The organism is Ensifer sesbaniae, from assembly GCF_013283665.1.
In the GTDB taxonomy this organism is placed as follows: domain Bacteria; phylum Pseudomonadota; class Alphaproteobacteria; order Rhizobiales; family Rhizobiaceae; genus Ensifer; species Ensifer sesbaniae.
Window position 1 is genome coordinate 528,136 of record NZ_JABEKU010000001.1, and the last position, 19,297, is coordinate 547,432.

A 19,297-nucleotide genomic window follows, 5' to 3' on the forward strand; every position below is an offset into this window, starting at 1 on the left:
TACCAGCCACCGGCTGCCCTCGCCCCGGGGCCGCTCGAGCGGGTGCAGCAGCAGATCAGCGCGTCGCGGCCAACAAACGGCGGATAACGGCGTTATCCGAATTGACCCAGCCGCAGAAGGTCCCCGTGGAGGGCGCCACTGTCGGACGCATCGGCGCGTGCCGTCTCGGGGTGCGGCGGCGGCATGGAGTGACCGACCGCAAACAGAAGCGCGCTGGCCGCCGCAAGCAGCGCGAACAGCAGGAACATGCCGGCGCCCCCGACGGCGCCAAGTGCGAGGCCGCCGATGAGCGGCCCGAGGAAATTTCCAACCGACGACAGCGAGTGCGCACCGAAATAGGTGCCGCGGTTGCCGGCATTGGAAATACCGTCGACCAACACATATTCCGAGGGCACGACGAGCACCTCGCCGATGGTGAAGAGGATCATCGAGGCGATGAGCATTTCCGCCTCGGACGAGGCTGCGAAACCGATTTCGCCAATCAGAAACAAGAGGCAGCCGAGCGACAGCGCCGGCAGCGCACCGATCCTTTCGATGACGAATCGAGCCGGCGTGCTGGCGATCAGCACCGTTGCAGCATTGGTCGAAACCAGGAGCGCGAAGAGAGCGACGCCATCCGCGAAATCGGTGTTGAGATACTGCGACAGGGTCACCGACCACTGACCATGAACGGCGAGCAGCAGCGTGCCGCCTATCACGAAGAAGACCAGCCGCCGGTCGCGCAGGGCGGCAATAAGCTCGCGCCAGCCACCGGCAGCCTGTGATGCCCCCTTGGTTTGCGTCATCTGCCCGCTGCCGGCTTCGGGCACCGTCAAGAGGAGCGTCAGGCCGAAGGCTGCATGCATGATGCCGGCGCTGACGAAGAGCGTCGAATAGGCGGCGCCCACCCATACGCCGATCAACGGCCCGATGGCCCAGCCGGCATTGATGGCGAGATAGCGCCAGGAGAAGACCTTGAGGCGCAGATGCGCCGGCGCCGCGTCGCTCATCAAGGCACGTGCAACCGGTTCATAGACGGCGCCTGCGACGGCGGAAACGATGTGCGCCAGCGCGAAAGCAGCGATCGATTGCGCCAGTCCGAGCCCTGCCAGCGCCAGACCGGCCATGAGAAGCGCTGCGGTCAGCACCCCTTTTCGGCCGATGCGGTCGGACAGCGTGCCGGCAAAAGGGCTGACGATTGCGCCGAGCAGCGGGCCGGCGCCGATCAGGGCGCCGATGCCTGCGGGACCGAGACCAAAATCACGCTGCAGGCGAATCGCCAGGAACGTCAGGCTCATGCCCTTGGCGATGGTCACCACGCCGGAGCCTGCGATGAGAAGCAGCGCGACATGGCGGCCGGCGTTTTCGGAATAGGCATTCATCGCAGGCACCTGCAGGCTGGAGGTTGCTCCGCTCCTTGCGGAATGCGGAACGAGGGAAATCGAGCGCGAGATTCCCTTTGCGACTACATCCAGCGCGTGTGCAAGGCAAGGGGGATCAGCCACCGTCGGCCGATGAAGCGGTGAGGGTACTGGCTTTTCCAGTCCGCTTGGACCTGTACGGAAAGCCTGGGGCGGCCACCGGTCGTGGCCACCTCGGACAGTCTCGCAATGCGACGGCTGCGCTTGCCCCCCGGGATTGGGCTGCCGGCTAATCCGTCCCCTGCCGCTCCTGCCAAGCTGCATAGAGCGGCACCGCGGCGCTGTCGTCGACCGGCACATGGCGGAAGCGCATGGCCTGCTCGGCGAGCGGCTTTGCCAGTTCGGTGTAGATCGCTGCGGTCGAGAGCCCGAAGGGTTCGGCATCGGCGTTCGAATGCGCATAGGCGATCTCGGTGATCCCGGCCATGCGCATGGCCGCTAGACACATCGGGCAGGGCTGGCCGCTGGCGTATACAGCGGCACCTTCGAGCCGCGGGGAGCGAAGATTTTGAGCGGCGGCGCGCAGCGCGTTGAGTTCCGCATGCGAAGTCGGGTCCCCGGTCGACAGCATCTCGTTGACGCCGCGGCCGACGATCTTGCCGTCCTTGACGACGACCGCGCCGAAGGGGCGACCGCCTTTCTCGATGTTGCGGCGGGCGAGCGTCACCGCCTCGGCCAGATAGGTCTGTTCCTGGTTCATGGGAGACTCCCGCTAGAGCAATTCCTGGAAAAGTGTGAAGCGGCTTTTCCGTCCGGAATTGCGTAAATGCAGAGGGTGAGATCGTTCCGTCGGTTCCATGAGCGAAATGGTCTAACGGGCGTCGGCGTCGACCAGCAGCTTTTCAATGCGGTCGTAGCCGCGCTGGCGCGCATGGGTCAGCGGGCTGACGCCGTCGCCGTCGGCAAGGTTGACGTCGGCGCCGGCCGTGATCAGCAGCCGCACGATCTCGGTGTGTTTTTCGCCGCCGGTGCCGAGGATGATCGCCTCGAGCAGCGCCGTCCAGCCGAGCCGATTGATGTGGTCGACGTCGACCCCGGCTTCGATCAGCGTCTTGACGGTCTCGACATGGCCGCGCTCGGAGGCGGGGATGAGTGCGGTGCCGCCATAGCGGTTAGTGCTCTTGAGGTTGGCGCCATTCGCGAGCGTCAGCTTCAGGATTTCGAGATGACCGCGCGCGCCGGCGTAGAGATAGGGGCTGTCCTGGATCTTGTCCTTGGCGTTGACGTCCGCGCCGGCCCCGATCAGGGCGCGCGCCGCAGCGACACGGTTTTCATGGGTGGCGACGAGCAGGGCCGTTGCGCCACTGGCATCGCGGGTCTCGACGCTCGCGCCTTGCTGCAGCAGCGATTTGATCTTGTCCGCATCACCGGCTTCGGCAGCGGAAATCAGCTGGGTTTCGAGCATTGAGGCCCCCACAGCTGCAGGTGAAAGGCTGAGGGCGGCGATCGATGCGCCGACCAGCGAGCCGAAAAGTCTTTGTCGCATTTCGTCTTTCCGATCATGCCGATCGGTCGGACGCACCCACCGACCGCAGCGATTTCGGTTGAGAGCGGGTTCGGAACCTGAGGGTGGCTGTGCCTGGTACCGCTCTCGCTCATTGCGATCTCGTGCTTACCTGAACTGGTCCGTGACCTTTTCAAGGGCGCAAGACACACGTCTTTACCGAACGTCTCCCGCGCCCGGCATTGCCCCTCCGCGCGGATCATAGGTGGCAGAGCATCTATTTGGAAATTAAATGTATGAATGAGCAAAAGTGGAAATCTGAATGATGTTGCCTGTGGCGGCCGGCTGCATGCTACCGTCGGGCAGCAAGCGAGGTGTGATCTGACGATTGGATCACACCTGCCACAGGTGGATAGGTTCTGCGCTGCGTCAGAGCATCGAGCGGCTGAGGCCGCCATCGACCGGGAGTGCGACGCCGGTGACGTAGCTTGCCTGGCGGCTGGCGAGGAAGGCCGCGGCTGCCCCGAATTCCGCCGGTGTGCCGTAGCGTCCGAGCGGGATTTCCCGCTGACTGCGCGCCGCGACCGTTGCGATATCGACGCCTTCGCTCTCCGCGTCCATCCGGTCGAAACTCAGCGTGCGGTCGGTGGCAAGCCGCCCGGGGAGAAGCAGGTTGACGGTCACGCCATCGGCTGCGACCTCGCCGGCAAGCGTCTTCAGCCAGCCGGCGACCGCACTTCTGAGCGCGTTCGAAGCGGTCAGCCCGACGATCGGCTCGCGGATGCTGGTGGAGGCGACGGCGATGATGCGTCCGAACTGCTGCTCCCGCATGTGAGGCAGCACCCGTCCGGTGATGCGCATGCCGGCCAGCACCATGGTTTCGAATTGCGCGCGCCAAAATTCGGGTTCGATCGTCGAGGCAGCCGAAGGGGGCGGTCCACCGCCATTCAGCACCAGAATGTCGATCGCGCCGAAATCGGCTTCGAGCTGATCCAGCAGTCCGTCGAGCAGTTCGGGTTTCGAGAGGTCGAGCGCGTAGCCCCGCGCCGACGGGCCGATGTCGCTTGCCACCTTGGCCGCCGATGCGGCATCGCGACCGGTCAATGCAACGGTGACGCCTTCGTTCGCCAGCGCCTCGGCAATGCCGCGGCCCAGTCCCTTGCTGCCGCCGAGCACCAGCGCGCGTGTTCCAGCGATGCCAAGATCCATATCCGATGCTCCTCGATGCGGAATTCAGAATGACCAGGAATAGGAGCTAGGAGCTACTACAGTTTTCCTCGAAGCGGAATCCTTTTGACTGTCGGCGGATGGGCTGCCGGAATGGAAAAGCCCGGTCGGAAAACCGACCGGGCTTCTTGCCCCGCGCCCTTGCCGAAAATCAACGGCAGATGCGAATTTTCTTGAAGTAGACGTTGCCGTAGTGGTCGTAGCGCTTGACCTTCTTGATAAAGCAATAGGGCTCATCTTCGTAATAATAGGGGCCGCCATAGTAGTCGCCGACATAGCCGACATGCCCACCCCAGCCATGACCGTAGTGTCCATGGCCGAAACCGATCGAGAAACCGCCGGCCTGTGAAGGGGCGGCAAAGGAGACGGCGGCGGTGAAGGCAACAGCGGCTGCGATGATGAACTTGCGCATGATGTTCTCTCCTCTGGGTTGGTTGGGATGAACCTTCGTCATCCATGGGGAGAAGATCGCACGGGGCCGATATATTCGCAGTTCCGGATGGAACAGGCTGTAGCCGTCGGTTGCGGAGGACCGCGATCCGCCGGCTGCAGCGGTTGTCGGCTGCCGAAGTTCGGGGCTTTTCCGCTAGACGCGCTGTGCCGCTGGCGTGCGGATACGCGCCATGGCGAAAACGTCCGCCAGCGCACCGTTCCTAAGCGCATAGGCCCGGTGTGTGCCCTCCATCTCGAAGCCCGCCTTGCGGTAGAGTGCGATCGCGGGCTCATTGTCGGTGAACACGGTGAGTTCGATGCGGCTGATGCCCAGCCAGTTGTCGGCAGCGTCGATCAGGGCTGTAAGTAGAGACTTACCAATTCCTTCGCCGCGGTGATTGTCGTCGACGCTGATGCCGAGGGCGGCCGAATGGTGGCGCCGTCCCTTGCTGCGATGCAGGCCCGCCATGCCGACGATCCGACCGTCGCGTTCGGCAACGATGACCGTGTCGTCATCCGATCGGGTTTCCATCCACTTGCGTGTCTGCTCCGGGGTGGAAAAGGGCAAACGGAGTGTTCCGGATCGGATGCCCGGCTGGTTCATCAGGGCGGCAACGGCCTCCCAGTCGACGACGCGCGCCGCGCGGATGCTGATGTCAGGAGGAGCGTGCGTTTCGGTCATTGTTTCCTCTCTTTCGTCCGAGGAACAGGACCCAACCCTGCTCGCCTCGGCAGGGGTGGTGGGGGACTTCTCGCTCAGCTCAGCGCAACAGGTCTCCCGCACACCCCTGGGGTATGCGTGCAAAGCACCATTGCGGTCATCGAGCGATTGTCCATGGCGGAAGAATAGCAAGCGAAAGTGGAAAGACAAGTCCGCAGAACACGCCGAACGCCCGGCGTGAAGGCCGATCAGGTCACCTGCCAGGCGATGTAGACGAGCGTGGCGGCGATCAGCCACAGCGCCATACGGCCGGAGCGCGTGTGTCTGGCTTCCGCCTTGCCGATCGCATGCGCGGTTTCCGCGTCGAAGCGTAGACCGTTCGCGCTCATCGCCATGATCTCGCTGGAGAACTTTTCCGTACGGGCGGCGATCTCGGGGGCGGCTTCCGCAAGCCGGAGTGCCGCATGCAGGCCGTCGCGCAAATCCGTGACGATGCGTTTCGGTCCGAGATTGTCGCGGATCCATTTGCCGACGACCGGTTCGGACGCCCTCCACATGTTGAAACGCGGGTTGAGGGTGCGCGCGACCCCTTCGACGACCACCATGGTCTTCTGCAGCATCACCAGTTCAGGGCGCGTCTGCATGTCGAAGAGTTCGGTGACCTCGAAGAGCAGGGTGAGGAGCTTCGCCATCGAGATGGTTTCGGCCGGCTGGCCGTGGATCGGCTCGCCGATCGCGCGGATCGCTTGGGCGAAGCTCGCCGCATCGTGGTGCGAAGGCACGTAGCCCGCCTCGAAATGCACGTCGGCGACTCGCTGGTAGTCGCGGGTAATGAAGCCGAACAGGATCTCCGCCAGGAAGCGGCGCTCCTTCTTTCCAAGCCTTCCGACGATGCCCATGTCGACGGCGACGATATGGCCGGCTTCATCGACGAAAAGGTTGCCCTGGTGCATGTCGGCGTGGAAGAAGCCATCGCGCAGCGTGTGCCGCAGGAAGGACTGGATCAGCGTTTCGGCGAGCTGGTTGAGGTCGTGGCCGGCAGCCTTCAGCCCCTCGATATCCGACATCTTGACGCCGTCGATCCATTCCATGGTGACGACGTCGCGGCCGGTCCGTTCCCAGTCGACCTTCGGCACGCGGAAGCCGGAATCGTCCTTGGTATTCTCGCCAAGCTCCGAAAGGGCGGCGGCCTCCAGGCGAAGATCCATTTCGATCTTGGTCGTCTGTTCCAGCGTCTTGGTGACCTCGACCGGCTTCAGCCGCCGCGTATAGGGCAGGAAGCGCTCCTGCATGTGGCTGACGAGATACATCGCCTCGATGTCGGAAGCGAAGCGCTGGCGAACACCGGGGCGGATGACCTTGACCGCGACCTTTTCGGGTCCGCCGTCGCGCATCACGATGGCCGGATGCACCTGCGCAATCGAGGCAGCCGCCATCGGCTCGGAAAATTCGGCATAGAGGTCATCGACCCGCCGGCCGAGCGAACCTTCGATCGCGGCCTTCGCTTCTGCCTGCGGGAAGGTCGCCATGCGGTCCTGCAACAGCGACAGGTCGGCCGCGAACTCCGCGCCGACAACATCGGGGCGGGTTGCCAGGAACTGGCCGATCTTCACATAGGAGGGGCCGAGGCGGGCGACGGCGCGCGACAGCCGGTCGCTGCGTTCCTCGCCCAGCACCCTGCGGCGCGCGAGCAGCCCCGCCACCTTCTGGGCGAAGCGGGCAAAGGGCGGCAGATGCTCCGATGGGATGGCCGAGACGACGCCTTCGCGCACGAGAACCCAGCCGATCCGCGCGAGGCGGACATATGCTCCAGGCGTGCTCATCGGGATCAGATTTTCCAGCCGGAATGCAGCGCTGCGATGCCGCCGGTGTAATTGGTGAAGGAGACGCGCGAGAAGCCGGCCTGCGTGATCATGGTGGCGAAGTCGCGCTGGTTCGGGAACTTGCGGATCGATTCCACCAGATATTGGTAGGGAGCCTCGTCGCCGGTGATCAGTTTGCCGAACTTCGGGATCGCGTTGAACGACCAGGCGTCATAGAAGCGATCGAGCAGCGGCATCTCCACCTCGGAGAATTCCAGCACCAGCAGGCGCCCACCGCGCTTCAGCACGCGGTATGCCTCCTTCAGCGCCACGTCGATGCGCGGCACGTTGCGGATGCCGAAGGCGATCGTATAGGCATCGAAGGAATTCGCCTCGAAGGGCAGTTCCTCTGCATTGGCCTCGACGAAATCAAGGTTGGCGGAAAGCTTCTTCTTTTCCGCCCGTTCGGCGCCGACGGCGAGCATCGAGCCGTTGATGTCGAGCACGGTCGCATGCGCCTTGCGGTCGGACGCCTCGATGATGCGGAAGGCGATGTCGCCGGTGCCGCCGGCAACGTCCAGTACCCTGTAGTCTTCGCGGCGCGGCGGGTTGAGCGCGGCGATCATCGCGTCCTTCCAGGCGCGGTGCAGGCCGGCCGACATCACATCGTTCATGATGTCGTAGCGCTTCGCCACCTTGTGGAATACGTCGTTGACGAGCGGCTGCTTTTCGCCGGCGTCGACGTTGCGGAAACCGAAGGATGTTTCCATGCCGCCATCGGCCGATACGCGCTGATCCGTCATACGAAGAACTCCATCTGAACCAATTTTTCCGGCACCATAGCGAAAAGGCCCCATCCGCGCTATCTCGTGGACGGGACCGCGCCTGCGGCATAGCGCACCCCTATAGGATAAGAAGGCCGCCAAGGAAATGCCAGCCGCCGCATCCCGGTGGCCGAGATCGCAGGAGTGCATTCATGCCGGAGTTGCCCGAGGTCGAAACTGTCAAGCGCGGCCTGGCGCCGACCATGGAGGGCGCGCGGATCGTCAATGCGGAGTTGCGCCGAGCGGACCTACGCTTCCCGTTTCCGGAGAATTTTTCCTCGACCGTTGCCGGCCAGCGCATCGTCTCGCTGTCACGCCGGGCGAAGTACCTGATGATCGATCTGGAAGCGGGCGACGTGATCATCGCCCATCTCGGCATGTCCGGTTCCTTCCGTATCGAGGCAGGGCCGGCCGCGGCGAAGGGCGAGTTTCATCATCCGCGCGGCAAGGACGAGAAGCACGATCACGTCATCTTCCATCTCGACGGTGCCGACGGCCCGGTGCGGGTGATCTACAACGACCCGCGCCGTTTCGGCTTCATGGATCTTGCCCGCCGCGACACCGTGGCAAGCCACGCCTATTTCCGCGCGCTTGGCGAGGAGCCGACCGGAAACGCGCTCGATGCCGCCTATCTTGCCGCGCGCTTTTCCGGCAAGGCGCAGCCGCTGAAGGCGGCATTGCTCGACCAGAAGAACATCGCCGGCCTCGGCAATATCTACGTCTGCGAGGCGCTCTGGCGCTCACACCTGTCTCCCTTGAAGCCCGCGGGGGAACTCGTCGACAAGCGCGGCAAGCCGAAGGACGGGCTCCTGCGACTGACGAATGCGATCCGCGAAGTCATCGCTGACGCCATCGCCGCCGGCGGCTCGTCGCTGAAGGACCATATCCAGGCGGACGGATCGCTGGGGTACTTCCAGCACTCCTTCTCCGTCTACGACCGCGAAGGAGAGGCTTGCCGCACGCCGGGCTGCAACGGTACGGTCGCCCGTATCGTACAGGCGGGCCGCTCGACCTTCTATTGCCCGCATTGCCAGAAATGAACGCCGGCCGTCTGCGGCCTGGCGTCTCAAATGAACCGGAGGAAACAGGAATGACCTACGAAACGCTGCTGGTCGAAACGCGCGGCCGCGTCGGCCTCGTGACGCTCAATCGTCCGCAGGCGCTGAATGCGCTGAATTCGACCGTCATGCGCGAGCTCGCGGCGGCGCTGAAGGCCTTCGACGCCGACAAGGAGATCGGCGCCGTCGTCGTCACCGGCTCGGAAAAGGCCTTTGCCGCCGGCGCCGACATCAAGGAGATGCAGTCGCTCGATTTCGTCGACAGCTATCTCGGCGACTTCATCGGCGGCTGGGACCAGGTGGCCGCGGCGCGCAAGCCGGTCATCGCAGCCGTTTCCGGCTATGCCCTCGGCGGCGGCTGCGAACTGGCGATGATGTGCGACTTCATCATCGCCTCCGAGACCGCGAAGTTCGGCCAGCCCGAAATCACCCTCGGCGTCATTCCCGGCATGGGCGGCTCGCAGCGCCTGACGCGTGCCGTCGGCAAGGCGAAGGCGATGGACCTGGTTCTCACCGGCCGCATGATGGATGCGGCGGAGGCGGAGCGCGCGGGACTCGTTTCGCGTGTGGTGGCGCCGGAAAAACTGATGGAGGAAGCGCTGGCGGCTGCCGAGAAGATCGCATCCTTCTCGCTGCCGGCGGTCATGATGGCGAAGGAGGCGGTGAACCGCTCGCTGGAGCTGACGCTCGCCGAGGGGCTTCGTTTCGAACGGCGGCTCTTCCACTCGCTGTTTGCGACCGAAGACCAGAAGGAGGGCATGGCCGCATTCGTCGCCAAGCGCAAGCCGGAGTTCAAGCACCGCTAGGGCGGGATGAGGAAAAGTGTACGCGATTTTCCGTCTGCCTCCGCTCAAGGCTTGGGAGTATCGATCGCGTTATGGTCTTGGGTCGATCCGACCCAAGACCATCGTGATCCAAGCCAAAGGGGACTCGCAGATTCTGGAAATTGCGCGTTGACGGGGCGGCCGTTTCCCGCTATACGCCGCCCTCAGTTTGGAACGCCATCTGGGCTTTCCGGAAATACTCCCGAATTGCTTTGATGACAGGTCGCAGTGACCCGGCACGGCGAGGGCGGAGTTAATGTCAGTTTTCGAAGAGAGGCACCAATGGCCAATACAACTTCGGCGAAAAAGGCGACCCGCAAGATCGCACGCCGCACCGCAGTGAACAAGGCCCGTCGTTCGCGCGTTCGCAACTTCATCCGCAAGGTCGAAGAAGCGATCGCTACCGGCGACCAGGCAGTTGCAGCCGCAGCGCTCAAGGCAGCTCAGCCCGAGCTGATGCGCGCAGCCACCAAGGGCGTCCTGCACGCCAACACTGCATCGCGCAAGGTTTCGCGTCTCGCGCAGCGCGTGAAGTCGCTTTCGGCCTAATCCGGCTAAGAAAAATCTGTTAATGAAAAGCCCGGCCCTTGCGCCGGGCTTTTCGGATTCATACTTCTGTCATCGCGATGGTTAATCCGGCAGTATTACCTTGTGTCAGTGCGATGACAAAATTTTTTAAACAAATTCAATGACTTACGAGAGGTCCTTGTCAGAAGGATGTCTCTGGCTGGGGCTCCTCTGACCCCGGAATGAGTCAAGCGATTTTTTATTTTTTTTCTTTTTCGCCAGCTAAGCAAAGGCCGAAAAATCAAAACCCTTGATTCAACAGCGATTCTTCGCGGACTCGGAATGCGGCAAGCAAAAGGCAGGCTGAGAGTCAACGGTCAGTGCTTAAGGTTGCTTAAAAATCGCGATTGATCTTGCCCATCGATCCTGCCTAAATGCCCTTCACAGGGGACACGGACCACATCTGTAAAGGAAGCAGAAGACGCCATTTCGAAGAAATGGTTTCGATGTTTCTGTCCTTTGTATCAGGGCGGCTCCGCGTCGTTCAATCAGACAAGTCGAAGGTGAAAAACCGGATGGTTCGTTCCACTCCGGATGAGAAGCTTTCGTCCTATGGTTGTGACGGGGGCTCATGTGTCGACGGCGGGTGCAAGCGGCACCCGACGGACGGCAAAGGTCCAACGCGCGGCTCGACGCTTCGTACGAGGGTGCGAAGAGCTGTTGACGAGGAGGAGGATCCGAGGCGGTGCGGGAAGCGCACCGGAGGATTGTTGACAAGAGGCGCGAGGGGACATCCTCCGGCCACAGGTGGGCGGGCGGATGCGCGTAGCGCGCAGCGAGGCGGGAGATGAGGAGCCCGGCGTTGACTGCGACTGTGACGTTCGGCGAATGCGGCATGGCCTTCCGAGGCGCTGCAGGCGACGGACATAAGAAATGACGCCGGCAGCGATGACGGCATCTGAACATGAATGGAAGGCGGCAAAATGCAGATGAATTTGGTGACGGCGGGCGCACTTCAGAAAGAAGGAGACGCATTCCAAGCCGGAAGCAATCTATCTCAGGCGGCGGGGGAAAAATTCGACATGAGGCACGACGCACTGTTCGAGCGGGTAAGTGCGCGTCTCAAGGCTCAAGTCGGTCCGGATGTCTTCGCAAGCTGGTTTGGGCGTCTGAAGCTCCATTCCGTATCCAAGAGCGTCGTGCGTCTCTCGGTGCCGACCACGTTCCTGAAGTCCTGGATCAACAATCGTTATCTCGATCTGATCACCTCGATCTTCCAGCAGGAAGACGGCGAGATTCTGAAGGTCGAGATCCTGGTGCGGACCGCGACCCGCGGCGCCCGGTCGACGACACAGGAAGAAGCGTTGCCGCAGGCAGCCGAAGCTGCTCCGGCCGCACCTGCGCGCCGTCCGGCCGCAGCGCAGCCGGTCGCAACCGTTGCCGCAGCCGCGGTCGCGAGCGTTCAGAAGCCGGCCCAGGCGCCGCTTTTCGGCTCGCCGCTCGACCAGCGCTATAACTTCGAGAACTTCGTCGAGGGGTCCTCGAACCGCGTGGCGCTTGCCGCCGCCCGGACGATCGCCGAAGCCGGTGCCGGTGCGGTGCGGTTCAATCCGCTTTTCATCCATTCGAGCGTCGGTCTCGGCAAGACGCACCTCCTGCAGGCGATCGCCATCCAGGCGCTGCAGAGCGCGCGTGCACCGCGCGTCGTCTATCTGACGGCCGAATATTTCATGTGGCGTTTCGCCACGGCCATTCGCGACAACGATGCTCTGTCGCTCAAGGAGTCGCTGCGCAACATCGATCTCCTGATCATCGACGACATGCAGTTCCTGCAGGGTAAGTCGATCCAGCACGAGTTCTGCCATCTCCTGAACATGCTGCTCGATTCCGCCAAGCAGGTCGTCGTCGCCGCCGACCGCGCGCCGTGGGAGCTGGAGTCGCTCGACAGCCGCGTTCGTTCCCGTCTCCAGGGTGGTGTCGCCATCGAGATGGACGGCCCGGACTACGACATGCGCCTCGAAATGCTGAAGCGCCGGCTGGAAGTCGCCCGCCAGGAAGACGGATCGCTCGACATCCCCGGCGATATCCTGAGCCATGTCGCCCGTAACGTGACGGCGAGCGGTCGCGAACTGGAAGGCGCGTTCAACCAGCTCCTGTTCCGCCGGTCCTTCGAGCCGCAGCTTTCGATCGAGCGCGTCGATGAACTGCTCGGCCATCTCGTCAATGCCGGCGAGCCGCGCCGCGTTCGGATCGAAGATATTCAGCGCGTCGTCGCCAAACATTACAACGTCTCGCGCCAGGAACTCGTCTCCAATCGCCGCACCCGCGTCATCGTCAAGCCGCGCCAGATCGCCATGTATCTGTCGAAGACTCTGACCCCGCGCTCCTTCCCGGAGATCGGCCGTCGTTTCGGTGGACGCGACCACACGACGGTGCTGCATGCCGTGCGCAAGATCGAAGAGTTGATCGCCGGCGATACCAAGCTCAGCCACGAGATCGAGCTTCTGAAGCGGCTGATCAACGAATAGTCGCGGCCGACTGTTTCAAGAAATTGGCCCGGCTTTCCGGGCCTTTTTCGTTTGGATTCTAGTGTCCTGATCGATAAATTTGTGCGATCATTTTCCCTGTTTGAGAAGGGGATGATCGATGGGCAAAGCGGCGGTTGCGATTGTCTTGACGGGTGAGGAGCGCGGTGAACTGGAGACATTGGTTCGCCGCCGCGGCACGGCGCAGGGCCTGGCGCGGCGGGCCCAGATCGTGCTGATGGCCGCGGACGGCGTTGAGAACAAGGAGATTGCCACGCGGCTTGGCACGATGCCGAACACGGTGGCCAAATGGCGACGGCGTTTCGCCGAGCAGCGGCTCGATGGGCTTTACGACGAGCCGCGTCCCGGCGCGCCGCGCCAGATCGGCGACGAAGAGATCGCCGAGACGATCCGGTTGACGCTGGAGACGACACCGCCGGACGCCACCCACTGGAGCCTGCGTTCGATGGCACGGGCGGTCGGACATGCGCCCTCGACGATCCATCGCATCTGGACGGCCTTCGGGCTGCAGCCGCATCGCGCCGAAAGTTTCAAGCTGTCTTCGGATGCGCTATTCGTCGAGAAGGTGCGCGACATTGTCGGCCTTTATCTCAACCCGCCCGAGCGGGCGCTGGTGCTCTGCGTCGATGAGAAGAGCCAGATCCAGGCACTCGATCGCAGCCAGCCGGTGTTGCCGATGCGGCCCGGCCAGATCGAGCGGCGCAGCCACGACTACACCCGGCATGGAACACTTTCGCTCTTCGCCGCGCTCGACGCTGCCACCGGCAAGATCATCGGTCGCTGCTTCAAGCGTCACCGCGCGCAGGAATTCCTGAGATTCCTGCGCGAAATCGAAGCCAACGTGCCGCCAGACCTTGATATCCACATCGTCATGGACAACTACGCCACCCACAAGACCAGCGCCATCCGCAGCTTCTTTCTCAAGCGGCCCCGCTGGCACATTCATTTCACCCCGACGGCGGCGTCATGGCTCAACCAGGTCGAGCGCTTCTTTGCCAACCTGACCGAAAAGCAAATCCGGCGCGGCGTGCACCGCTCCACCGCTGAATTGGAGGCGGCAATCACCGCCTATATCGACGCCGTCAACACCGATCCCAAACCGTTCCGATGGACCAAATCGGCAGACGATATCCTCGCCACCATCAAACGCTTTTGCCTGGCAACCCTGCAAATCGCCGATGTGCAAAACAAATCGGCAGAAACTTCTGAATCAGGACACTAGAGCGCCGTGCGTTCAGATGAACGCACTAAGGTCGCTCTAGCACTTTTGATTCTAGAGCTCTTTCCGCTTTCAAGTGATTCCACTTGAAAGCGGGATGCTCTAGCGCACCGCTTTCAACGTCGGTCGTTGCGCCGACCTGATCGTCTGATCCTCGATGATCTCTTGTGCCCGCGCTTCCGCGATGATCCAGGTGCGGAAGGCGACGACCGGCAGTCGGTCGAGGGCGGCCGGCGGGTAGACGAGGTGATAGGCAAGGCCGGTCATCACGCCCTCGGGGAAGGGGGCGACCAGCAGGCCTTCCGCAAGCTCGCGCGCCACCAGGGAGAGCCGCACCAGCGCGACGCCGTCTCCGGCTTTCGCCGCCTCGATGGCGCCGTTGCTGTTGACGAAGACCGGCCCGCGCCCGGGGTCCACTCCCTCGACCCCCGCCGCCGCCAGCCACAGCCGCCAGTCCTGGCGGTGCACGTCGTGCAGCAGCGCATGGCGGGCGAGGTCGCTGGGTGTGTCGAGCGGCTGCTTGGCCCTGAGCGCCGGGTGGATGACCGGCACCGGGTCGTCGTCGATCAGGCGTTCGCTGACGAGACCGTCATAGCGACCGAGCCCGTGCCGGACGGCGACGTCGACGCCGTCATTGTCGAAATCCGTCAGACGGTTCGTGGTGCTGATGCGGACATCGATTCCAGGCACCTGCTGTTCGAAAGCGCCAATGCGCGGCACCAGCCATTGGGCGGCGAAGGTCGGCGTGCAACTCACCGTCAGCACCGGCGCACGTTTGCGTGCGGTCAGCTCTTCGGTCGCCTCCCGCATCATGCGGAATGCCCGCCGGAGCGTCGAAAAATAGATGCTGCCGTCTTCCGTCAGGACCAGTTGCCTCGGCCGCCGCTCGAAGAGCGTCACGCCGAGTGTCTGCTCCAGCTCCCGCACCTGCAGGCTGACGGCCCCGGGCGTGACATTGAGTTCGCGCGCCGCCTTGGTGACGCTGGAATGTCGCGCCGTTGCCTCGAAGGCGCGAAGCGATGCGAGTGAGGGCAGGGATGTCGCCATGGTTTAGTCAAACTCAATCATACGTCGAGAAATGATCGTTTGTTCTGTGCCTAATATCCTGAGATTAATGGCACAGTGTCAAGGAAACCGAAGCCGCTATGATTTAGTCAGGCAAACAAAGAGGGTTACGGTCGTGGTGCAAGCAACTCACGCCAAGGTCATGGGCGCCCGGGAATGGGGCATGCTGGTCCTGCTGTCCATCCTATGGGGCGGCTCCTTCTTCTTCATCGGCATCGCCGTCAGGGCGCTGCCGCCCTTTACGATCGTGGCGCTGAGGGTCAGTCTCGCGGCGGCCGCGCTGCTCCTGTTCGTGCGTTTTGCCGGATTGTCGATGCCGCGGGATCCGCGCGTGTGGCTGGCGTTTTTCGGCATGGGACTGCTCAACAATCTCATTCCCTTCTCGCTGATCGTCTGGGGGCAGACGCATATTGCCAGCGGCCTCGCCTCGATCCTCAACGCCACCACGCCGCTCTTCGGCGTGATCGTGGCTCATCTCCTGACCGACGACGAGAAGCTGACCGTCAACCGCTTCGCCGGCGTGGTCGTCGGATTCCTCGGTGTTGCCGTAATGATTGGTCCGGCGGCACTCGGTGGGCTCGGCTCGAACCTCCTTGCCCAGCTCGCCGTTCTCGGCGCGGCGCTCTCCTATTCGCTGGCCGGTGTCTTTGCCCGCCGCTTCAAGCGCATGGGCGTTGCACCGCTGGTCACCGCGACCGGCCAGGTCTCGGCAGCCAGCGTGATGCTGGTGCCGCTGTCGCTGCTCGTCGATCATCCCTGGACGCTCGCCATGCCCGGCCTCGACGTCTGGGCAGCGATCGTCGGTATCGCCCTGGTCTCGACCGCGCTCGCCTACGTCCTCTTCTTCCGTATCCTGGAGACGGCTGGCGTCACCAACCTGATGCTTGTCACCTTCCTGATCCCGGTCAGCGCCATCCTGCTCGGCGCGATGTTCCTGGGCGAGACGCTGGAGCCCAAGCATTTCTTGGGCATGGCGCTGATTGCGGCCGGCCTCGCGGCGATCGATGGGCGCCTTCTCCGCCTCTTGCGTCGGCCGGCCGTCGAGCCCAACCTGGAATGCCGCGAGAACGTCTGAACGTTCACGCTCACACGTCTTGCGGGCCGGTAGGCGAAAGCACTACCGGCCCTGTATTTTTCACAGGCGTTGTCGGCTATCTGTCGACACCATCGTCTTTGAACCGAGGAGCAGGTGAGTTCCATGCTTTACGCCGTGTTTTGCTATAACCAAGAAGATGTCACGAGTGCCTGGAGCAAAGAGCAGGACGAAAAGGTCATGCGTGATCTCGCAGCCGTCCAAAGCAAATATGCCGAGGCCGGCAGGCTTGGACCAGTGGCGCGCCTGCAGCCGACAGCGGCAGCAATGACGCTTCGGCACAGCCATCGCGAGACGATCGTCACCGATGGCCCGTTTGCCGAGACGAAGGAACAACTGCTCGGCTTCTATGTCGTCGATTGCGCGTCTCTCGACGAAGCGCTCGACTTTGCCCGTGACCTGAGTTCCGCGAATCCGGCTGCCGGGTCCTACGAAATCCGACCTCTCGCCCTCTACAAACCCAGTGAGCTTGCTTCATGACAGACACCGCCTGGATAGACCTCGCACTCGTTTCAGCCCGGCCGCAGGCTGTGGGCGCATTGCTGCGCTATTTCCGCAATCTGGATACGGCCGAGGAAGCGTTTCAGGAGGCCTGCATCCGGGCTTTGAAGACTTGGCCGAAGAGCGGACCGCCGCGCGATCCTGCGGCGTGGCTGATCTTCGTCGGCCGCAACAGCGGCATCGACAAGGTCCGGCGCCAGTCACGCGAGACGGCGCTGCCGCCCGAAGAAATGCTCTCCGACCTCGAGGATCAGGAAAGCGATCTCGCTGACCGGCTGGATGGGGCGCAGTATCGCGATGACATTCTTCGCCTGCTGTTCGTCTGCAGCAATCCCGCGCTCCCCGCCACGCAACAGATCGCTCTGGCGTTGCGCATCGTCTCGGGCCTTTCCGTCAAGCAGATCGCTCGCGCCTTTCTCGTCAGCGAAGCGGCGATGGAGCAGCGTATCACCCGCGCCAAGTCCCGCGTCGCGGCCGCTGGTCTTGCCTTTGAGACGCCTGATGCAGCCGATCGTGCCGACCGGCTCGCCGCCGTCGCAACGATGATCTATCTCGTCTTCAACGAAGGCTATTCGGCCATGAACGGCCCGGAAAGCGTCTCGGCCGATCTCTGCGAGGAGGCGATCCGCCTTGGGCGCCTGCTGCTGCAGCTCTTTCCTGCCGAACCGGAGATCATGGGGCTGACGGCGTTGATGATGATCCAGCATTCCCGCGCACGCGCCCGCTTCGATGCCGACGGGGCAGTCATCCTGCTCGAAGATCAGGACCGCGGATTGTGGGACCGGCCGCTGATCAACGAAGCGCTGGCGCTGATCGACAGGGCGATGCGCCATCGCCAGCCCGGCGCCTATCAGATTCAGGCGGCGATCGCTGCCCTGCACGCGCGGGCCGAGCGCCCCGAGGACACCGACTGGGCGCAGATCGATCTCTTGTACCAGGCGCTCGAAAGGCTGCAGCCCTCGCCGGTGATCACCCTCAACCGGGCCGTGGCGGTATCGAAGCGCGACGGCCCGCAAGCGGCTCTCGCCATGATCGAGCCGCTGGCCGACAAACTGTCCGGCTACTTCTATTTCCACGGCCTCAGCGGACACCTCCTGAAGCAACTCGGCAAGGTTCGCGAGGCGCGCGTCGCCTTCGATCATGCCATCGCGCTTGCGACCAACGCCGCCGAGTGCGCCTATATCCGCATGCAACTCGACAAGCTCGGCGAGGAGCCAGGCATCGAAAGCGGCCGCGCCGAAAAGAGATAAAAGTTCGGTGGCCCTGTCGGGATCGGTCGCGCAGCTTCGTCCTTGGACCGAAACGAGATCCAAGGAGAGACACCAATGAACACCAGCTTTGTCATGCCTGTTCCGACGGCAAAGTCGGTCATCATCGGCCGCGTCCTGAGTGGCGTGCTCGTCGCATTCCTCGTCTTCGATGCGGCAATCAAGCTCGTGCCGCTTCAGGTGGTCACCGAAACCATGGTTGCCCTCGGCTATCCCGCGGATCAGGGCTTGGCGCGGCTGCTCGGTGTGCTGACGCTTCTCTGCACGCTGCTCTATGTGTTCCCGCGGACGTCGATCCTCGGTGCCATTCTGCTCACCGGCTATCTCGGTGGCGCCATGGCGACGCATTTGCGGGCGGGTAGCCCGCTCTTCACCCACCTGCTCTTCGGCTTCTATCTCGGCGTCGTCGCCTGGGCGGCCTGTGGCTCAGAGACACGCGGCTGCGCAACCTGATCCCGTTCAAGAGCTGATGGCCACCCCTAACCGAACGCGTGACAGACGACCATGACCAAGACTGTCGAAGACTACATCGCGGGCCTTTCCGGCGTTCCGGGAGATGTGGCGAAACGCCTGCATGCGGCGCTGATTGCCGTAGGCCGAAGGCATCGAACTCAACCGGCTGAAGGGCGATCCGATGAAGTAACGTATCGCGATACAAACTTGCAGAACGGCCGCCAAAACAGAGCGCCTTTATCGGCCGCAATGCAATATTTCTTCGCGGGAACAGGAATTCACGTCGGATCCCGCGAGGCAAACATGATCCTCTACTATCAGACTCATTCTCCTTTCGCCCGCAAGGCACTCGTCTTCGCGCACGAGGTCGGTCTTGCCGACCGGCTCGAGGTCATCCACCACGAGACCAGCCCGACGCGCCGCAATGACGAGGTCTACGCCGAAAACCCGCTCGGCAAGGTTCCGGTGCTGCTGCGCAAGGGGCAGGAGCCGATCTTCGATTCCGATGTCATCTGCGCCTATCTCGACACGCTACATGACGGGCGCAAGCTGATCCCCGAAAGCGGCGAGCCGCGGTGGCGGGCGTTGCGCATGCAGTCGGTGGCGCAGGTCCTTGCCCAGACCGGCATCGGTTTGCGCTGGGAATGGGAGAGGCGCCCGGAACATCTGCGGTATCCGGAACTCGCCAAGGGGTACGAAGAGAAGATCGAGGCGACTTACGATTGGCTGGAGCAGGCGCTGTCGCCCGAGGAAGACGTCGATATCGGCCAGATCGCGCTCTCCACGACGCTCTCCTGGATGGCATTTCGCAACCTGCCGTCGTTCCGCAGCCGCCCGCGGCTGAGCCACTGGTTCGATGCGTTCGAGCGGCGGCCGTCCATGCAGGCGACGCCGCTTTCGGGTGAGACGTTCGATTGAGGCCGCAGCCGGCGAAAACCGCCTGAAGCAATACCAGGAAAAGGGTGCCGCGGTT

At 63.1% G+C, this 19,297-nt stretch carries 18 protein-coding genes and 1 pseudogene; 10 read left to right on the forward strand and 9 right to left on the reverse strand.

Translation table 11 applies throughout. The annotated features are described in order from the left end of the window. Positions 1-92: 92 nt before the first annotated feature. The 8 genes from BHMPCIPO_RS02540 to ubiE all read right to left on the reverse strand — a co-directional run bounded on the left by BHMPCIPO_RS02540 (position 93) and on the right by ubiE (position 7,769). The gene (locus BHMPCIPO_RS02540; RefSeq protein WP_173515312.1) at positions 93-1,361 is read right to left on the reverse strand and encodes an MFS transporter; all 1,269 of its coding nucleotides are present in this window, start codon (positions 1,359-1,361) and stop codon (positions 93-95) included. Positions 1,362-1,629: 268 nt separating this feature from the next. Beyond that, a complete protein-coding gene (locus tag BHMPCIPO_RS02545) occupies positions 1,630-2,100 on the reverse strand; it encodes a nucleoside deaminase (RefSeq protein ID WP_173515313.1) in 471 nt (156 codons plus the stop codon). Positions 2,101-2,211: 111 nt separating this feature from the next. Next, positions 2,212-2,805 carry an ankyrin repeat domain-containing protein gene (locus BHMPCIPO_RS02550; protein WP_173518061.1) on the reverse strand — a complete coding sequence of 198 codons (594 nt, stop codon included), beginning with the start codon at positions 2,803-2,805 and terminating at the stop codon, positions 2,212-2,214. 468 nt (positions 2,806-3,273) lie between these two features. Continuing rightward, positions 3,274-4,053: an SDR family oxidoreductase gene (locus BHMPCIPO_RS02555; RefSeq protein ID WP_173515314.1), complete on the reverse strand. Its 780-nt coding sequence runs from the start codon at positions 4,051-4,053 to the stop codon at positions 3,274-3,276. Positions 4,054-4,222: 169 nt separating this feature from the next. After that, a complete protein-coding gene (locus BHMPCIPO_RS02560; protein ID WP_173515315.1) occupies positions 4,223-4,483 on the reverse strand; it encodes a hypothetical protein in 261 nt (86 codons plus the stop codon). A 174-nt stretch (positions 4,484-4,657) separates the two neighbouring features. Then, entirely contained in the window at positions 4,658-5,185 is a 528-nt protein-coding gene (locus BHMPCIPO_RS02565) for a GNAT family N-acetyltransferase (protein WP_173515316.1), read from the reverse strand. Between the two features lie 227 nt (positions 5,186-5,412). Further along, positions 5,413-6,987, reverse strand: a complete 1,575-nt coding sequence (gene ubiB / locus BHMPCIPO_RS02570) for a 2-polyprenylphenol 6-hydroxylase (RefSeq protein ID WP_173515317.1) — start codon at positions 6,985-6,987, stop codon at positions 5,413-5,415. A 5-nt stretch (positions 6,988-6,992) separates the two neighbouring features. After that, positions 6,993-7,769 (reverse strand): bifunctional demethylmenaquinone methyltransferase/2-methoxy-6-polyprenyl-1,4-benzoquinol methylase UbiE, encoded by a 777-nt coding sequence (gene ubiE, locus BHMPCIPO_RS02575; protein WP_173515318.1) that lies wholly within the window; start codon positions 7,767-7,769, stop codon positions 6,993-6,995. A 173-nt stretch (positions 7,770-7,942) separates the two neighbouring features. Between ubiE and mutM the strand changes: the two genes are divergently transcribed. From mutM to BHMPCIPO_RS02600, 5 genes are all read left to right on the forward strand, one after another. Beyond that, entirely contained in the window at positions 7,943-8,830 is an 888-nt protein-coding gene (mutM, locus tag BHMPCIPO_RS02580) for a bifunctional DNA-formamidopyrimidine glycosylase/DNA-(apurinic or apyrimidinic site) lyase (protein WP_173515319.1), read from the forward strand. A 50-nt stretch (positions 8,831-8,880) separates the two neighbouring features. Next, complete coding sequence (locus BHMPCIPO_RS02585) at positions 8,881-9,654, forward strand: enoyl-CoA hydratase (protein WP_173515320.1); 774 nt, start codon at positions 8,881-8,883, stop codon at positions 9,652-9,654. 300 nt (positions 9,655-9,954) lie between these two features. Further along, positions 9,955-10,221 (forward strand): 30S ribosomal protein S20, encoded by a 267-nt coding sequence (rpsT, locus tag BHMPCIPO_RS02590; RefSeq protein ID WP_034797494.1) that lies wholly within the window; start codon positions 9,955-9,957, stop codon positions 10,219-10,221. A gap of 1,040 nt (positions 10,222-11,261) precedes the next feature. Then, positions 11,262-12,707 carry a chromosomal replication initiator protein DnaA gene (gene dnaA, locus BHMPCIPO_RS02595; RefSeq protein ID WP_246304251.1) on the forward strand — a complete coding sequence of 482 codons (1,446 nt, stop codon included), beginning with the start codon at positions 11,262-11,264 and terminating at the stop codon, positions 12,705-12,707. 118 nt (positions 12,708-12,825) lie between these two features. Beyond that, positions 12,826-13,947 carry an IS630 family transposase gene (locus tag BHMPCIPO_RS02600; protein WP_173515064.1) on the forward strand — a complete coding sequence of 374 codons (1,122 nt, stop codon included), beginning with the start codon at positions 12,826-12,828 and terminating at the stop codon, positions 13,945-13,947. A gap of 99 nt (positions 13,948-14,046) precedes the next feature. Here BHMPCIPO_RS02600 and gcvA read toward each other — a convergent pair whose 3' ends face one another. Beyond that, positions 14,047-14,991 carry a transcriptional regulator GcvA gene (gene gcvA / locus BHMPCIPO_RS02605; RefSeq protein WP_173515322.1) on the reverse strand — a complete coding sequence of 315 codons (945 nt, stop codon included), beginning with the start codon at positions 14,989-14,991 and terminating at the stop codon, positions 14,047-14,049. 160 nt (positions 14,992-15,151) lie between these two features. On the opposite strand from gcvA, the gene BHMPCIPO_RS02610 reads away from it, so the two are divergent. The 5 genes and pseudogenes from BHMPCIPO_RS02610 to BHMPCIPO_RS02630 all read left to right on the forward strand — a co-directional run bounded on the left by BHMPCIPO_RS02610 (position 15,152) and on the right by BHMPCIPO_RS02630 (position 19,242). Beyond that, positions 15,152-16,084, forward strand: a complete 933-nt coding sequence (locus BHMPCIPO_RS02610; protein WP_173518062.1) for a DMT family transporter — start codon at positions 15,152-15,154, stop codon at positions 16,082-16,084. A gap of 123 nt (positions 16,085-16,207) precedes the next feature. Continuing rightward, positions 16,208-16,582, forward strand: coding sequence for a YciI family protein (locus BHMPCIPO_RS02615; RefSeq protein ID WP_173515323.1), 375 nt, complete (start codon positions 16,208-16,210; stop codon positions 16,580-16,582). Next, positions 16,579-17,853 (forward strand): RNA polymerase sigma factor, encoded by a 1,275-nt coding sequence (locus BHMPCIPO_RS02620; RefSeq protein ID WP_173515324.1) that lies wholly within the window; start codon positions 16,579-16,581, stop codon positions 17,851-17,853. The genes BHMPCIPO_RS02615 and BHMPCIPO_RS02620 overlap by 4 nt, the downstream gene beginning before the upstream one ends. Before the next feature lie 75 nt (positions 17,854-17,928). Beyond that, positions 17,929-18,341 (forward strand): annotated as a pseudogene (locus BHMPCIPO_RS02625) (DoxX family protein). Positions 18,342-18,627: 286 nt separating this feature from the next. Then, positions 18,628-19,242 carry a glutathione S-transferase family protein gene (locus BHMPCIPO_RS02630; protein ID WP_173515325.1) on the forward strand — a complete coding sequence of 205 codons (615 nt, stop codon included), beginning with the start codon at positions 18,628-18,630 and terminating at the stop codon, positions 19,240-19,242. The last annotated feature ends 55 nt before the right edge of the window (positions 19,243-19,297 follow it).

Bases quoted from the DNA above. Each gene is read 5' to 3' on its own strand.
- BHMPCIPO_RS02540 (WP_173515312.1), bottom strand. From the start codon at position 1,361: ATGAATGCCTATTCCGAAAACGCCGGCCGCCATGTCGCGCTGCTTCTC.
- BHMPCIPO_RS02545 (WP_173515313.1), bottom strand. From the start codon at position 2,100: ATGAACCAGGAACAGACCTATCTGGCCGAGGCGGTGACGCTCGCCCGC.
- BHMPCIPO_RS02550 (WP_173518061.1), bottom strand. From the start codon at position 2,805: ATGCTCGAAACCCAGCTGATTTCCGCTGCCGAAGCCGGTGATGCGGAC.
- BHMPCIPO_RS02555 (WP_173515314.1), bottom strand. From the start codon at position 4,053: ATGGATCTTGGCATCGCTGGAACACGCGCGCTGGTGCTCGGCGGCAGC.
- BHMPCIPO_RS02560 (WP_173515315.1), bottom strand. From the start codon at position 4,483: ATGCGCAAGTTCATCATCGCAGCCGCTGTTGCCTTCACCGCCGCCGTC.
- BHMPCIPO_RS02565 (WP_173515316.1), bottom strand. From the start codon at position 5,185: ATGACCGAAACGCACGCTCCTCCTGACATCAGCATCCGCGCGGCGCGC.
- ubiB (WP_173515317.1), bottom strand. From the start codon at position 6,987: ATGAGCACGCCTGGAGCATATGTCCGCCTCGCGCGGATCGGCTGGGTT.
- ubiE (WP_173515318.1), bottom strand. From the start codon at position 7,769: ATGACGGATCAGCGCGTATCGGCCGATGGCGGCATGGAAACATCCTTC.
- mutM (WP_173515319.1), top strand. From the start codon at position 7,943: ATGCCGGAGTTGCCCGAGGTCGAAACTGTCAAGCGCGGCCTGGCGCCG.
- BHMPCIPO_RS02585 (WP_173515320.1), top strand. From the start codon at position 8,881: ATGACCTACGAAACGCTGCTGGTCGAAACGCGCGGCCGCGTCGGCCTC.
- rpsT (WP_034797494.1), top strand. From the start codon at position 9,955: ATGGCCAATACAACTTCGGCGAAAAAGGCGACCCGCAAGATCGCACGC.
- dnaA (WP_246304251.1), top strand. From the start codon at position 11,262: ATGAGGCACGACGCACTGTTCGAGCGGGTAAGTGCGCGTCTCAAGGCT.
- BHMPCIPO_RS02600 (WP_173515064.1), top strand. From the start codon at position 12,826: ATGGGCAAAGCGGCGGTTGCGATTGTCTTGACGGGTGAGGAGCGCGGT.
- gcvA (WP_173515322.1), bottom strand. From the start codon at position 14,991: ATGGCGACATCCCTGCCCTCACTCGCATCGCTTCGCGCCTTCGAGGCA.
- BHMPCIPO_RS02610 (WP_173518062.1), top strand. From the start codon at position 15,152: ATGGGCGCCCGGGAATGGGGCATGCTGGTCCTGCTGTCCATCCTATGG.
- BHMPCIPO_RS02615 (WP_173515323.1), top strand. From the start codon at position 16,208: ATGCTTTACGCCGTGTTTTGCTATAACCAAGAAGATGTCACGAGTGCC.
- BHMPCIPO_RS02620 (WP_173515324.1), top strand. From the start codon at position 16,579: ATGACAGACACCGCCTGGATAGACCTCGCACTCGTTTCAGCCCGGCCG.
- BHMPCIPO_RS02630 (WP_173515325.1), top strand. From the start codon at position 18,628: ATGATCCTCTACTATCAGACTCATTCTCCTTTCGCCCGCAAGGCACTC.